At 65.2% G+C, this 14020-nt stretch carries 13 protein-coding genes; 7 read left to right on the plus strand and 6 right to left on the minus strand.

All coding sequences use genetic code 11. The features are described from left to right. Window positions 1-112 precede the first annotated feature (112 nt). The 4 genes from EJ071_RS02415 to EJ071_RS02430 all read right to left on the minus strand — a co-directional run bounded on the left by EJ071_RS02415 (window position 113) and on the right by EJ071_RS02430 (window position 4602). On the minus strand, window positions 113-1660 hold the full coding sequence (locus EJ071_RS02415) for a DegQ family serine endoprotease (RefSeq protein WP_126096657.1): 1548 nt from the start codon (window positions 1658-1660) through the stop codon (window positions 113-115). A 188-nt stretch (window positions 1661-1848) separates the two neighbouring features. Next, window positions 1849-2595: an MBL fold metallo-hydrolase gene (locus tag EJ071_RS02420; RefSeq protein ID WP_126096658.1), complete on the minus strand. Its 747-nt coding sequence runs from the start codon at window positions 2593-2595 to the stop codon at window positions 1849-1851. After that, window positions 2595-3761, minus strand: a complete 1167-nt coding sequence (locus tag EJ071_RS02425) for a diphosphate--fructose-6-phosphate 1-phosphotransferase (RefSeq protein ID WP_126096659.1) — start codon at window positions 3759-3761, stop codon at window positions 2595-2597. Before EJ071_RS02425 ends, EJ071_RS02420 begins: the two co-directional genes overlap by 1 nt. Window positions 3762-3837: 76 nt before the next feature. Continuing rightward, window positions 3838-4602, minus strand: a complete 765-nt coding sequence (locus EJ071_RS02430) for a L,D-transpeptidase (RefSeq protein ID WP_126096660.1) — start codon at window positions 4600-4602, stop codon at window positions 3838-3840. A gap of 230 nt (window positions 4603-4832) precedes the next feature. Between EJ071_RS02430 and EJ071_RS02435 the strand changes: the two genes are divergently transcribed. The 3 genes from EJ071_RS02435 (at window position 4833) to xylB (ending at window position 8418) form a co-directional block, all read left to right on the plus strand. Further along, window positions 4833-5456 carry a LysE family translocator gene (locus EJ071_RS02435; RefSeq protein ID WP_126096661.1) on the plus strand — a complete coding sequence of 208 codons (624 nt, stop codon included), beginning with the start codon at window positions 4833-4835 and terminating at the stop codon, window positions 5454-5456. A 99-nt stretch (window positions 5457-5555) separates the two neighbouring features. After that, window positions 5556-6881 carry a tetratricopeptide repeat protein gene (locus tag EJ071_RS02440; RefSeq protein WP_126096662.1) on the plus strand — a complete coding sequence of 442 codons (1326 nt, stop codon included), beginning with the start codon at window positions 5556-5558 and terminating at the stop codon, window positions 6879-6881. Window positions 6882-6963: 82 nt separating this feature from the next. After that, window positions 6964-8418, plus strand: a complete 1455-nt coding sequence (gene xylB / locus EJ071_RS02445; protein ID WP_126096663.1) for a xylulokinase — start codon at window positions 6964-6966, stop codon at window positions 8416-8418. Window positions 8419-8643: 225 nt separating this feature from the next. On the opposite strand, the gene EJ071_RS02450 is transcribed toward xylB, so the two are convergent. Beyond that, a complete protein-coding gene (locus EJ071_RS02450; protein ID WP_126096664.1) occupies window positions 8644-9006 on the minus strand; it encodes a nuclear transport factor 2 family protein in 363 nt (120 codons plus the stop codon). Between the two features lie 112 nt (window positions 9007-9118). Between EJ071_RS02450 and xylA the strand changes: the two genes are divergently transcribed. From xylA to EJ071_RS02470, 3 genes are all read left to right on the plus strand, one after another. Further along, complete coding sequence (gene xylA / locus EJ071_RS02455) at window positions 9119-10444, plus strand: xylose isomerase (protein ID WP_126096665.1); 1326 nt, start codon at window positions 9119-9121, stop codon at window positions 10442-10444. 505 nt (window positions 10445-10949) lie between these two features. Continuing rightward, a complete protein-coding gene (locus tag EJ071_RS02465; protein WP_126096667.1) occupies window positions 10950-11153 on the plus strand; it encodes a hypothetical protein in 204 nt (67 codons plus the stop codon). Between the two features lie 87 nt (window positions 11154-11240). After that, on the plus strand, window positions 11241-12002 hold the full coding sequence (locus EJ071_RS02470) for a TIGR01458 family HAD-type hydrolase (protein ID WP_348628132.1): 762 nt from the start codon (window positions 11241-11243) through the stop codon (window positions 12000-12002). Here the strand turns inward: EJ071_RS02470 and EJ071_RS02475 are convergent. Then, entirely contained in the window at window positions 11983-12963 is a 981-nt protein-coding gene (locus EJ071_RS02475) for a GlxA family transcriptional regulator (protein ID WP_126096669.1), read from the minus strand. The two genes, EJ071_RS02470 and EJ071_RS02475, sit on opposite strands and share 20 nt — an antisense overlap. Before the next feature lie 136 nt (window positions 12964-13099). On the opposite strand from EJ071_RS02475, the gene EJ071_RS02480 reads away from it, so the two are divergent. Further along, window positions 13100-14017 carry a 3-keto-5-aminohexanoate cleavage protein gene (locus EJ071_RS02480; protein ID WP_126096670.1) on the plus strand — a complete coding sequence of 306 codons (918 nt, stop codon included), beginning with the start codon at window positions 13100-13102 and terminating at the stop codon, window positions 14015-14017. The last annotated feature ends 3 nt before the right edge of the window (window positions 14018-14020 follow it).

Genomic DNA, 14020 nt, shown 5'->3' on the forward strand with positions numbered 1-14020 from the left:
GTTTGATAGGATCGCTGATCCGCTCCAGGTTTCTTTCTCCGCGCAATTCCGGACGGAAAACCGCGACGCACTTTTCCTGGAATTGTTCCGTGCCGGCAGGGCGTTGTCGGCCTCAGCCGGCGGCGAAAGGCACGGCGACGAATATCTGCGCGTCGCCGCGATCGACCAGCAGCAGCACCGACTTCTTGCCGGACTTGCCGGCCTCGGCGATCGCCTGGTTTGCCTGCCTGGCGCTTTTTACCGGCGTGCGGTCGACGGCGACGATGACATCGCCCGGCTCGATGCCGGCGGACGACGCCGCCTTGTCCGGGTTGACACGCTCGACGACGGCGCCACGCTGGTTGTCGGCAAGGTTCAGCTGCTGGCGGATGTCGGGCGTGATATCGGTCAGGCCAAGACCAAGCGACGGCACGCGCAAGCCCTGTTCGGTGGACGGCTTGCCCTCCTCGCCATTGGAGGCGGTCTGCGCGTCTTCGGTGTTGCGGCCGACATCGGCGGAGATCTGCATGGCCTTGCCGTTGCGCCAGACACTCAGCGTCTCCTTGGCGCCAGGCGAAACGTCGGCGACGGCGCGCGACAGGTCCTTCGGATCCTTGATTTCCTGGCCGCCGAAGCCGGTGATCACGTCTCCGGTCTCGATGCCGGCCTTGGCCGCCGGCGACCCATCGGTGACCTGGGCGACCAGCGCGCCGCCCGGATGATCGAGGCCGATGGCGCTCGCGACATCCTGCGTGACAGGCTGGATCTGCACGCCGAGATAGCCGTATTCGATATCGCCGCCCTTCATCAGCTTGGCGACGACCTTTTGGGCCTGGTTGGACGGGATGGCGAAGCCGACGCCGACGCTGCCGCCGTTGGGCGAAAAGATCGCGGTGTCGATGCCGATGACATTGCCGCTGACGTCGACCAGCGGACCGCCGGAGTTGCCGTGGTTGATCGGCGCGTCGATCTGGATGAAATCGTCGAACGGCCCACTATGCAGGTCGCGGCCGCGCGCCGAGACGATACCGGCGGTAACCGTGGTGCCGATGCCGAACGGATTGCCAATCGCCAGCACCTGGTCGCCGGTCATCAGCTTGTCGGAATCGCCCCATTTGACGGTCGGCAGCGGCTTGCTCGCCTTGACCTTGAGCACCGCCAGATCGTTCTTGGCGTCGTGGCCGACGAGCTTGGCGGGAAGCTCGGTGCCGTCGTCCAGCGTCACCTTGATCGAGGTCGCGCCGTCGACGACGTGGTTGTTGGTAACGATGCTGCCATCCGCGCCGACGATGAAGCCGGAGCCCAAAGCCTCCTGCCGCGGCGATTGCTGCTGCGGCGGCGTCTTGGGCGCCGGGATGCCCTGGTCGCCGAAGAACTGCTGGAAATACTGGTCGAAGGGCGAATTGCCGTCGAAGGGCGAGCCGTCGCCCGTCGGGCCGGCCTGCGCCTTCATGACGGTCGTGACCGTCACGACAGCCGGCTTGGCGGTGGCGACAACCGGCGCGAACGAGCCGTTCGGGGCGGTAATGCCGGCGACCGGCGTCTGTGTCGTCGCGACCACGTTGCTCAGGCCGGCATTGCCGGCGTTTTGCGCAAAGGAAACCACGACGGGAGAGATGATCAGCGCAGCGCCCAGCAGGGCCGCGACGCGATGTCTGCGAAGAATGCTGATAGGTGACATGGTCGTTCTGTCCGGGCGAGAGTTGATCCGGCGCCGCGGGGCGGTTCGTGAAGCACGCACCCGTCGGCGTGTCGACGACCGGGATTGCCTGTCTCGCCGTGCAGGCAGCCGGCCGGATCGACAGCCATGCATCTAGGGTGAGGAATGGCCCGAATTAGGGTTTTGAGGCGACCTTACGAAGATTTAATTCAGAGAGCGCTCACGAAGCGCTCTCTCCGGCGCAGATAGGCGGAGGCGATCTCGCGCATGCGCTGGCCGTTGAAACTCGGGCCATGGCCGCCATGGCCGATGCGTATCGGCAGGTCGAGCAGCCGCTGCATGGTGCGGCAATAGGCAGCACGGTCCGAATCCGGCAGATCGTCGATCAGCATGCCGTCATAAATGGCGTCGCCGGCGAAGAACAGGCCGTCGGCCTCGTCGAAAAGCGCGATCGAATCCGGCGAATGTCCCGGCAGATGCAGCACGCGGAATTTTCGGTCGCCGAGATCGACCACATCGCCCTCGTCGAGCGTGCGGGTCAGTGGCGCCGAGGGAATCCCGTAGTCAGTCGCCTTCCAGTCGGGCGCCGGCAATTTGGACACGGCGCCGTCGAGATTGTGGAACATGTAGGCATAGGTGACGGCATCATCCATGCTGTCAAACTGCGCTGCGCTGACCTTCGGCCCCATACGCAGCGGGAATTCGTGCAGCGAGCCGACATGGTCGAGATGGATATGGGTGGCCACGACAATCAGCGGCTTCCCCGCCGGCGTATCGATCTCGGGCGCCAGCGGGCAGATGCCCATGCCGGTGTCGACCAGCAGGTCGGCGTCGCGGCCCTTCAAATGCCAGATGTTGGCGCGCACGAAATCATGCACGAACGGCTCAGTCAGCATCGTCGTCCTGGTGTCGACAATGGCCGTGCCGAACCAGTCGCCCACCGCAAGCTCGCCCATCAGACGAAGGGCTTTCCGACCTTGTACTTTTCCGGCACCAGCCGCTTCAGATAGGCCATGCCGGCCTCTGACAGCTGATTGACGTCGGGCTTCATGAAATCGTCCGGCATGTGACGCGTCTTGCCGGCGACCGCCTTGAGCGGCACCTTCTTCAGCACGGTCTTCGTTCCATCAAATTGCAGCGCCACCGAGCCGCCGCCTTCCTCGGCGACGGCAACCGCGAAGGCGCCGGCATCGAAGGCTTCCTTGGCGTCGACGGCACTGATCGCGCCGACATAGCCGCGCGGCATGTAACCCAACGCATCGACACGCGCCCGCTTGCCCGGCAGGCCTTCGGCCAGCGCGCGCTCGAGCGCCGCCGGCAGGTCGCTGCCCGACAATTTGACGTTGCCATGCTGGTCGCGCTCGAGCTTTTCCGGTGGCACCAGGCTTTCGACCAGCGCCTTGCCGTCGGCGGTGCTGACGCCTTCCGAGACGGCGACGATGCAGCGCTTGTGGCGGTCGAGCGTCTTGCGGACATCGTCGATAAAGCGTTCGGCGGAAAAGGCGCGCTCCGGTACATAGACCAGATGCGGGCCGCTGTCGGGATCGAGCTGCCAGGCGGCCGCGGCGGCGGTCAGGAAGCCGGCATGCCGGCCCATGACGATGCCGACATAGATGCCGGGCAGCGCGCGGAAATCGAGATCGACGGACAGAAAAGCGCCGGCGACGAATTCGGCGGCCGAAATGAAGCCCGGCGTGTGGTCGTTCTCCTCGAGGTCGTTGTCGATGGTCTTCGGCGCATGCACGAAAGCCATCGTGCCGCCGGCGGCATCGGTCAGGATTTGCTGGGTGCCGGAGGTGTCGTTGCCGCCGATATAGATGAAGGCGTCGGCGCCGGCCTTCTTCAGGCCGTTGAGGATGACCTCGCAATAAGCGGCGTCAGGCTTGTCGCGGGTCGAGCCGAGGGCGGCGCTCGGCGTGCCGGCGATCAGCCGCAGCTGGTTTTCGGGGATGGCGGAGAGGTCGACATAGTTGCCGTCGCGGATGCCGCGCACGCCATGGATCGAGCCCAGGACCTTGGCGCCGGGATGCCGCTTGCGGATCTCCAGCGTGGCGCCGACGACCGTCTGGTTGATGACGGCGGTCGGGCCGCCGCCCTGCGCGATGACGAAAGTTCCGGCCATGATCTTCTTCTCCCGAGCGACGTGTTTCAGGGCACCTTCGCCCGTCTTGCGGCATCGCGCAACGGAAGAAAACTGATCAGACGACGACGACCGGGTTCTTCTTCGAGACGCGGTTGTAGAGGTCGATGATATCCTGGTTGATCAGGCGCACGCAGCCCGACGACATCGCCTGGCCGATGCTCCACCATTCGGGCGAGCCGTGGATGCGGTAACCGGTGTCCTTGCCGTCCTGGTAGATGTAGAGCGCGCGGGCGCCGAGCGGATTGGTGAGGCCGCCGGGCTGGCCGCCCTGCCATTTCACCAGCTCCGGCTTGCGCTGGATCATTTCCGGCGGCGGCGTCCAGACCGGCCATTCGCGGCCATACTGTATGTTGGCGCGGCCCGACCAGCGGAAACCGTCCTTGCCGATGCCGACGCCGTAGCGGATGGCGTCGCCGCCCGGCTGGACCAGATAGAGCATGCGTTCCTTGAGATGGACGACGATGGTGCCGGGCGCCTCGCCGGTCTTGTCGACGACGATCTGGCGGCGAAACTCCGGCTTGACCTTCTGCCATGGCACGGCGGGCACCTGGAAGCCACCATCGGTGAGGGACGCATACATCACGTCCGGGCCGGTGATGTTCTTGTCGACGCTGATCGCCGGGCGCATCGGGTGGACGGAACCTGTCACCGTGTCGTCGAGCTGCAATTGCGGCAGGTCGAGCGTGTCGGTGGTGCTGCAGCCGGCGATGCCGAGCAGCGCCATGGCGCCCATGCCGGAAAGCATGGAGCGGCGGGAAATTTCGGTTTCGATTGTGTCGCCGTTCGAAGGCGGCGTCAGACTTTGCGGCAACTCGCGCATGCACCAGACCCTACGCTGTCGGCGGGAAGCACGGTCCGGCCGAATGGCGGGCATTTTCATCATTCATGGTTGAAAAAGCGTGAAAGGCCGAAGGCCGGGCTTAACCCTAACAGCCCGTTACTTCGCCGAAGGAAGACGCCGGGCCAGCGCCGAAGATTTTCCCGATTGCCCTCTTTACAATCGCGACAACCCCAGGATTTATCCTGTTCTTTGCGCTCAAGGAGTAGGAAATGTCCTTCGAAAACTGGGCTGCCTTTGCCGCCGCCTCCACCATTCTTCTCGTCATCCCGGGTCCGACGATCCTCCTGGTCGTCTCCTATGCGCTGGGCCAGGGCTGGCGCACCGCGCTGCCGATGGCGGTCGGCGTCGCGCTCGGCGACTTCACCGCCATGACGCTGTCGATGCTCGGCATCGGCGCGCTGCTCGCGGCCTCGGCCACCGTGTTTACCGTGCTCAAGATTATCGGCGCCGGCTATCTGATCTATCTCGGCATCAAACTCTTCCGCGCCGGTGGCGCGCTGAAGGCCGAGCCGCGCACCGATGCGGTGTCGGCGGCAAGGATGATGGCGCATGCCTGGCTGGTCACCGCGCTCAACCCCAAGAGCATCACGTTTTTCGTCGCCTTCCTGCCGCAGTTCCTCGACCGGCACGCCGATTTCTGGACGCAGATGCTGATCTTCGAGACGACTTTCCTGGCACTCGCCTTCTGCAACGCCTTCGGCTATGCGCTGGTGGCATCCAGGGCCCGCGCGATCGTGCGCAACCCGAAGGCGATCCGCATCTTCAACCGCACCGGCGGGACGCTGCTGGTCGGCGCCGGCATCGCCACGGTGGCGGTGCGCTCGGGGAATTGAGGCAGAGACGGGTTCACCGCCGAGACCGCTCACTCCGGTTGGCGGGTCGGCGATCGATGTTCTAGGATCGTCTTCAACAGGCGAAGACGAGGACATGGCATGGCGCTAACGGATGCATTCGGCCTGGCTTATTCGGGCGCGACCGAAGCCGGGTTTTCGTCCTACGCCAGAGCCGTCCACGAGTTGCAATGCTTCATCGGCGACCCGGTCGGCTCTATCGACCGTGCGATCGCCGGCGACCCCGGCTTCGTGATGGCGCATGTGTTCAAAGGCTACCTGTTCGGCCTCGCCACCGAGCGCGAGGCAATGACTGTCGCGCGATCGTGTCATGCTGCGGCGCTGCCGCTTGCCGGCACAACGCGCGAACAGGCGCATGTGTGCGCCCTCGGCCATCTCGCCGAGGGCCGTTGGCATGAGGCCGCTCGCATCCTCGAGGATATCGCGATCGACGAGCCGCTCGACGCGGTGGCGCTGCAGGTGGGACACCAGATCGACTTCTTCACAGGCAATGCCCGTATGCTGCGCGACCGCATCGGCCGGGCGCTGCCGGCCTGGAAAAAGGGCATGCCGGGCTACCATGCCGTTCTCGGCATGCAGGCCTTCGGGCTGGAGGAGATGGGCGACTATGCCCGCGCAGAATCCTTCGGCCGGCAGGCGATCGCGATCGAGCCGCGCGACGGGTGGGCGCAGCACGCGGTCGCGCATGTCATGGAAATGCAGAGCCGGCAAAGGGACGGCATAGCCTGGATGCGCGCCAACCCGCAGGCGTGGACGAAGGACAGCTTCCTCAAGATCCACAATTGGTGGCATTTGGCGCTTTTCCACTACGACCTCGGCGAGACCGACGAGGTGCTCAAACTCTATGACGGGCCGATCTACGGCGACCGCTCCACATTGGCGCTCAACATGGTCGATGCCTCGGCGATCCTATGGCGCCTCCATCTCGGCGGCGTCGATGTCGGCGACCGCTGGGCGGTACTTGCCGCGAACTGGATGCCGAAGGCCGCCGCCGGCAATTATGCCTTCAACGACGCGCATGCGATGATGGCCTTTGTCGGCGCGGGGCTGGAGGCGCCGGCGCGGACCTTGCTCGAGGCGCAGCGCGAAGCGATGAATGGCAGCGACGACAATGCCGCCTTTACCCGCGACGTCGGCCATCCCTTGACGTTGGCGATCAAGGAGTTCGGCGAAGGCAGCTACACCGAATCCGTGCGCCTGATCCGGCCGATCCGCTCGATTGCCCATCGCTTCGGCGGCAGCCACGCGCAACGCGACGTGATCGACCTGACGCTGATCGAGGCCGCGCTTCGCGCCGGTGATGGCGCACTGGCACGGGCCTTGACCGCCGAGCGCCAACTGGCGCGGCCGGAGAGCCCGCTGTCGGCGCTGTTCTCGCGACGCGCGGCCGATTTGTCGGAGAATTGACCCGAGGCGGATCTTGTCATAAGAACTGGCCAAGCCAGATTTTTTCGAGATCCGAAAAAATTAATGGCAGTGGGAGGAAATCATGTATCTCGGCCTCGACCTGGGCACCTCGGGCGTGAAGGCGCTACTGATCGATGCCGGGCAGAAAGTCATCGGCTCCGGCCATGGCTCACTCGATGTCTCGCGCCCGCATCCCGGCTGGTCCGAGCAGACGCCAGCGCATTGGATCGAGGCCTGCGAGACGGCGATCGTCGAGCTCAGGGCTTCCCATCCGAAGGAACTGGCGGCCGTCAAAGGCATCGGCCTTTCCGGCCAAATGCATGGCGCTACCCTGCTCGATGCCTCGGACAAGGTGCTGCGCCCCTGCATCCTGTGGAACGACACGCGCAGCCATGTCGAGGCTGCAGCGCTCGACGCCGACCCGCGCTTCCGCAAGCTCACCGGCAACATCGTCTTCCCCGGCTTCACGGCGCCGAAACTCGCCTGGGTGAAGAACAACGAACCGGCAATCTTCGCCAGGGTTGCCAAGGTGCTTCTGCCCAAGGATTTCCTGCGGCTCTGGCTGACCGGCGAGCACATTTCGGAAATGTCGGACTCGGCCGGCACGTCCTGGCTCGACGTCGGCAAGCGCCGCTGGTCGCCGGAATTGCTCGACGCGACGTCGCTCGACGAAAGACAGATGCCGTCGCTCACCGAAGGCACGGCGAAGGCCGGCGCCTTGCGTGGCGAACTTGCTTCGAAATGGGGCGTTGCGGCCGGCATCCCGGTTGCCGGCGGCGCCGGCGACAACGCGGCCTCGGCCTGCGGCATGGGCACGGTTCGCGCCGGCCACGCTTTCGTCTCTCTCGGCACGTCCGGCGTACTCTTTGCTGCCAACGCCTCCTATCTGCCCAATCCGGAAAGCGCGGTGCATACCTTCTGCCATGCGCTGCCCGCCACCTGGCACCAGATGGGCGTGATCCTCTCGGCCACCGATTCGCTCAACTGGCTGTCGGAGATCACCGGCAAAGGCGCCGGCGACCTGACCGGGGAGCTCGGCGACAAGCTCAAGGCGCCGACGGGCGTTTCTTTCCTGCCCTATCTCTCCGGCGAGCGCACGCCGCACAATGATTCCGCCATCCGCGGATCCTTCACCGGCCTCGCCCACCAATCGAGCCGGGCCGCGCTGACCCAGGCCGTGCTCGAAGGCGTGGCGTTTGCCTTCCGCGACAGTCTCGAAGCGCTGAAGATGGCCGGCACGACGCTGACCCGAGTGACGGCGATCGGCGGCGGCTCGCGCTCGCGCTACTGGCTGAAGGCGATCGCCACCGCGTTGCAGGTGCCGATCGACATTCCGGCCGACGGCGATTTCGGCGCCGCCTTCGGCGCGGCGCGGCTCGGCCTGATCGCCGCGACTGACGCCGATCCGCTTGCCGTCTGCACCGCGCCGGCGACCGACGCCACGATCGAGCCGGACGCCGGGCTTGGCGGCGCTTTTGCAGATGCCTATCAGCGCTATCGGGCGCTCTATCCGGCGATCAGGGCTGTTACTGCGTGAGTATGCGCGAGGCACCCCGTAGTCGCATGGGACGGCGCGAGGCACCCCCTCTGCCCTGCCGGGCATCTCCCCCTCAAGGGGGAGATTGGCAGTTGGGACGCCCCGCTCTTTCCTGCAACGCTGGGGATTGGCGAAAGCCGGAGCGACATCCGATCTCCCCCCTTGAGGGGGAGATGTCCGGCAGGACAGAGGGGGGTGCCTCGCACCTCCCCTCCCCAGTTGTCCTCACTGCGCCGGCACCTTGTCGAGGAAGCCGGTGACGCTCTTCAGGCGGCCGTTCTCGATGACGCCGATGTCGGTGCCTTCGATGACGGATTCTGCGCCCTCTGGCCCCAGGTTCCACGAAAAGCGGATGCGGTCGGCGAACCCATCCGGCTGGCCCTTCAGCGAGAACCGGAAGCCGGCGAAGCGCTGCTGGACGCCGTCGATCAGCGCGGCGATGCCCGCATGGCCATCGCCCTGCATGACCGGGTCGCGATAGCTGACGTCGCGGGTGAAGGCTGCCTCGAGCAGGGCCTTGCGGCGCGCCGCATCGCTCTCGTTCCAGGCGGTGATGTAGTTGCGGGCGATCGTGTTGAGGTCGGTCATTGTCTTCATCCTTCGTTGGATCGTTTCGACATGACGTTTTTCGCCCAAGGGAAGAGCGAAACCAATTACGCCTGAGGTAATCGGGCGGAAGCACTTGGAGAGGAAGGAAACCATGAGCAGCGGCTTTTTCGGCGACATCAAGACAATCAAGTATGAGGGGCCGGATTCGACCAATCCGCTCGCCTACCGGTTCTACAACCCGGACGAAGTGGTGGCCGGGAAGCGGCTGGAAGACCATCTGCGCTTCGCTGTCGCCTACTGGCATTCCTTTGCCTGGCAGGGCGGCGATCCGTTCGGCGGCCAGACCTTCGACCGCCCGTGGTTCGCCAAGGCCGGCAGCGTCGACACGATGGAGCTGGCGAAGCTCAAGGCCGATGTCGCCTTCGAGATGTTCTCGCTGCTCGGCATCCCCTATTTCTGCTTCCACGACGCCGATGTCCGCCCCGAGGGCAAGGACTTTTCGGAAAGCGCCGCGCGCCTCGACGAGATCGCCGACTATTTTTCGGCCAAGATGAAACAAACCGGCGTCAAGCTGCTCTGGGGCACGGCGAACATGTTCTCGCATCGCCGCTTCATGGCGGGTGCTGCCACCAATCCCGATCCGGACGTATTCGCCTATGCGGCGGCGACGGTGAAGAGCTGCATCGACGTCACCAAGCGGCTGAAGGGCGAGAACTACGTGCTGTGGGGCGGGCGCGAAGGCTATGAGACGCTGCTCAACACCGATCTTGCGCGCGAGCAGGAGCAGGCCGGCCGCTTCCTCAACCTCGTCGTCGACTACAAGCACAAAATAGGCTTCAAGGGCACGATCCTGATCGAGCCGAAGCCGCAGGAGCCGACAAAACACCAGTATGATTACGATGTCGCGACCGTCTACGGCTTCCTCAAGCGTTTCGGGCTGGAGAAGGAGGTCAAGCTCAACATCGAGCAGGGCCATGCGATCCTCGCCGGCCATTCCTTCGAGCACGAGCTGGCCTTGGCCAATGCGCTCGGCATCTTCGGCTCGATCGACATGAACCGCAACGACTACCAGTCGGGCTGGGACACCGACCAGTTCCCCAACAACGTGCCGGAAATGGCGTTGGCCTACTACCAGATCCTGCAGGGCGGCGGCTTCAAGACCGGCGGCACCAATTTCGACGCCAAGCTCAGGCGCCAGTCGCTCGACCCGGAGGACCTGCTGATCGGCCATATCGGCGGCATGGATGCCTGCGCGCGCGGCCTCAAGGCGGCGGCGAAGATGATCGAGGACAAGGCGCTGTCCGCTCCGCTCGCCGAACGCTATGCCGGCTGGAACACGGCAGAAGGCAAGGCGATGCTTTCCGGCAAGCGCACGCTGGAAGAGATCGCCGAGCGCGTGGTGAAGAAAAAGATCGAGCCGCAGCCGCGCTCAGGCCGGCAGGAGCTGCTCGAAAACATCGTCAACAGATACGTCTGAGGGATAGTGCGCTTCCACTGATTTCAGCCTTCGCTTGCTTCTCGGCGAGGAGAAGTCCTTCAGCGTCGGCGCTGCCCCTCACCTGCCTGCCGGCATCCTCTCCCCGTATAGTGACGGGGAGAGGGACGCTGTCATCGACGGTTTCGCCAATCGCCAACGTTGCAAGACGGCCGCCGACGTCGCGGCCAGCCTCCTTCTCCCCGTCACTATACGGGGAGAAGGTCCCGGCAGGGGGATGAGGGGCGGCGCCGACTTCGACAGTTGCCGGATGCGGCGTCATCAGTTTCGGGGAAAGTGTGCAACGGTCTTCCGTCCGAAACGCCTCAAAAACAAATAGATAGAGCAGTTCCGCATCCCGTGAAACGATGAACCTCCCCGGTTCCGGGCGAGGACAAGGTTTTGCCCCGCGCTGCCCCTCAATCGCCCCGCTCTTGCCTTCAAACAGCCGTCACGGATCTCCTATATTGTGGACACGTGGCGGGAAGGAACGAAGGAGGCGAAACGTATGCAGCACGAACGCGAAATCGACGCCCTGCTCTCGCCCGGCGAGGCTGGTTCGATCATCGATCGGCTGATGGCGCTGCCGCATTCGAAAGACGGCGGCCGCAAGACAAACGAATGGGATCGCGCGGTCGCCGCGCGGTTGGAGACGGCGCTGGCCAAGAGCATGCGCTCGCGCATTGTTCGCGAAGGCCGCGACGCCGCCTGATTCTTCCATGGCCTGTTTCCAGGCCTGATTCTTCCTTGGTTTGACGAACGGAGACTGTTTCTCCATCCTTAACCGATGATACGCGCGGTGCTGCTCGATCTTCTGGGTGTCGTCTACGACGGCGACACCCCGATAACAGGCGCTGCGGCAGCCATCGAGCGCCTGCGCAACGCAGGCCTGTTACTCCGTTTCGTCAGCAACACGACACGTTCGCCACGCGGCGCAATCATCGCGCAGCTTGCCGCCATGGGCATTGAGGTTGCGGATGAAGAGTTGCTGACGCCGGCGCGCGCCGCCGTCGAGTGGCTGCGCAAGCATGGCCGCCAGCCGCATTTGCTCGTCCATCCCGATTTGGAGGTCGAGTTTTCCGGACTGGAGGGCGGCAGCGGGCGCGCCGTCGTCGTCGGCGATGCCGGCGAGGCCTTCGATCATGCCAGTCTCAACCGCGCCTTCCGCGAGCTGGTTGCCGGCGCCGATTTCGTCGCGCTTGCCATCAACCGCACCTTCAAGGATGCCGACGGCCTGCTCAGCCTCGACACCGGCGCCTTCGTCGCAGCGCTCGAATTCGCCAGCGGGCGAAGTCCTGTCGTGCTCGGCAAGCCGTCGCCGGATTTCTTCCTCTCGGCGCTCGCCGGTCTGAACTGCACGGCGGCCGATGCGGTGATGGTCGGCGACGATGCGGAGAGCGATGTCGCCGGCGGGCTCAGTGCCGGCCTTGGCGCGGCGCTGCTCGTGCGTACCGGCAAATACCGCCCGAATGACGAGACGCGCTTCGATCCGGCGCCCACGGCTGTTATCGACGATCTTGCGGCGGCGACCGACTGGATAATCAGCCGCGCCGCAGCCTGACCGGCGCCTCGCCGAAAGCCCTGGAAAACGCCCTGGAGAATGCGGCTGCGGAGGAAAAGCCGGTGCGCCCGGCAATGTCGGCCATGGCGATGCGGGTATCGACCACCAGGCGCCGGGCGGCGCTGAGGCGCAGCCGCAGATAATAGGCGCCGGGCGTCTCGCCGATCGACTTGCGGAAAATGCTCTCCAGCGTTCGCGCCGTCACGCCGGCGCGCTTTGCGACCGCGTCGATGGTGAGCGGCTCGTCGACATGCGCTTCCATCAGCCGGATTGCCTGGGCGAGCCGGGGATCGTAGCCGTCGAGCCGGCCGAGCGAGACCAGCGGCTGCGCGTCGGTCGCGGCGCGCGCCTGGTCGTAGATGAAGACGCTCGCCACATCGAGCGCGGCGGCCATGCCGAGCCGGGTTCGAACCAGATGCAGCATCAGGTCGAAGGTCGGCGAGGCGCCGCCCGAGGTGAAGACCGGCCCGTCGATGACATAGCGGTCCGGCCGCACGTCGACGCCCGGAAAGGCGGCGGAGAAATCCTCCATGTCTTCCCAATGCGTGGTGGCGCTGCGGCCTTCGAGCAGGCCGGCCCGCGCCACCAGCCAGGTGCCGGCCTCGACACCGCCGCAGGCGCGGGCCGCACGCGCCGCCCTCCGCAAGCCGGCAAGCAGCGCCGACGTGGCGTAGTTCTGCGTGCCGAAGCCGGCGACGACGACCAGCATGTCGGTCGGCTCGGCCGCATCGAAGCGGCCGCTGACGGCGACCGGCAGGCCGCAGGTAGTGACCGGCGCCTCGCCGGTGACCGAGACCAGCTTGAAATCGAACAGTGTCTCGCCGGAGATGCGGTTGGCGGCGCGCAACGGGTCGACCGCCGAGGCCACGCACATGATCGACGAGCCCGAGAACACCAGGAACGTCACCTTGAGCGGCTCGCGCTCGGGCCGAAAGATGATCGGCTTTTCGTTTTTGATCATGAGAACTTCGTAAAACGCAAAACAGTTTCCGGCAAGTGAGTCATTCTTGGATTAGTTTCGGTGCATGTCGTTATCCCAAAATCGGTTCCCACTTTTGGGCGACATGCATGGCTGATCGAATTTGGGAGGAAAGACCATGCCGCTCGCGATGAACCGTGAGGTCTTCATTACCTGTGCCGTGACCGGCTCCGGCGGCACGCAGGATCGCAGCCCGCATGTGCCGCGCTCGCCCAAGCAGATCGCCGATTCGGCGATCGATGCGGCCAAAGCTGGTGCGGCGATCGTCCATTGCCATGTGCGCGACCCCGAGACCGGCAAGCCCAGGCGCGACGTGCATCTCTACCGCGAAGTGACCGAGCGTATCCGCGAGGCAAACGTCGACGTGGTGCTGAACCTCACCGCAGGAATGGGCGGCGACATGGTGTTCGGCTCGCCCGAGGCGCCGCTGCCGCTCAACGAAAAAGGCACCGACATGGGCGGCGCCACCAACCGCATGGAACATGTGCGTCAGTGCCTGCCTGAGATCTGCACGCTGGACTGCGGCACGATGAACTTCGCCGAGGCCGACTATGTCATGACGAACACGCCCGGCATGCTGCGCGCCATGGGCGGCATGATGACGGCGCTGGGCGTGAAGCCCGAGATCGAGGCCTTCGACACCGGGCATCTGTGGTTCGCCAAGCAGCTGGTCGAGGAAAAGGTTCTGAACGCGGATGCGCTGGTGCAGCTCTGCATGGGCGTGCCGTGGGGCGCGCCGGACGACCTCAACACCTTCATGGCGATGGTCAACAACGTGCCGTCGACCTGGAACTGGTCGGCCTTCTCGATCGGCCGCAACCAGATGGCCTATGCCGCGGCCGCCGTGCTGGCCGGCGGCAATGTCCGCGTCGGCCTGGAGGACAATCTGTGGCTCGACAAGGGTGTGCTCGCGACCAACGCGCAGCTCGTCGAACGTGCCGCGAGCATCGTCACCAATCTCGGCGCGCGCGTGCTCGGGCCGGAGGAAGTGCGCAAGAAGCTCAACCTGACGAAGCGGGCGCCGATCGCAGCGTGATTT

It is taken from the genome of Mesorhizobium sp. M1B.F.Ca.ET.045.04.1.1, from assembly GCF_003952465.1.
In the GTDB taxonomy this organism is placed as follows: Bacteria; Pseudomonadota; Alphaproteobacteria; order Rhizobiales; family Rhizobiaceae; genus Mesorhizobium; species Mesorhizobium shonense.

Bases quoted from the DNA above. Each gene is read 5' to 3' on its own strand.
- EJ071_RS02415 (WP_126096657.1), bottom strand. From the start codon at position 1,660: ATGTCACCTATCAGCATTCTTCGCAGACATCGCGTCGCGGCCCTGCTG.
- EJ071_RS02420 (WP_126096658.1), bottom strand. From the start codon at position 2,595: ATGGGCGAGCTTGCGGTGGGCGACTGGTTCGGCACGGCCATTGTCGAC.
- EJ071_RS02425 (WP_126096659.1), bottom strand. From the start codon at position 3,761: ATGGCCGGAACTTTCGTCATCGCGCAGGGCGGCGGCCCGACCGCCGTC.
- EJ071_RS02430 (WP_126096660.1), bottom strand. From the start codon at position 4,602: ATGCGCGAGTTGCCGCAAAGTCTGACGCCGCCTTCGAACGGCGACACA.
- EJ071_RS02435 (WP_126096661.1), top strand. From the start codon at position 4,833: ATGTCCTTCGAAAACTGGGCTGCCTTTGCCGCCGCCTCCACCATTCTT.
- EJ071_RS02440 (WP_126096662.1), top strand. From the start codon at position 5,556: ATGGCGCTAACGGATGCATTCGGCCTGGCTTATTCGGGCGCGACCGAA.
- xylB (WP_126096663.1), top strand. From the start codon at position 6,964: ATGTATCTCGGCCTCGACCTGGGCACCTCGGGCGTGAAGGCGCTACTG.
- EJ071_RS02450 (WP_126096664.1), bottom strand. From the start codon at position 9,006: ATGACCGACCTCAACACGATCGCCCGCAACTACATCACCGCCTGGAAC.
- xylA (WP_126096665.1), top strand. From the start codon at position 9,119: ATGAGCAGCGGCTTTTTCGGCGACATCAAGACAATCAAGTATGAGGGG.
- EJ071_RS02465 (WP_126096667.1), top strand. From the start codon at position 10,950: ATGCAGCACGAACGCGAAATCGACGCCCTGCTCTCGCCCGGCGAGGCT.
- EJ071_RS02475 (WP_126096669.1), bottom strand. From the start codon at position 12,963: ATGATCAAAAACGAAAAGCCGATCATCTTTCGGCCCGAGCGCGAGCCG.
- EJ071_RS02480 (WP_126096670.1), top strand. From the start codon at position 13,100: ATGCCGCTCGCGATGAACCGTGAGGTCTTCATTACCTGTGCCGTGACC.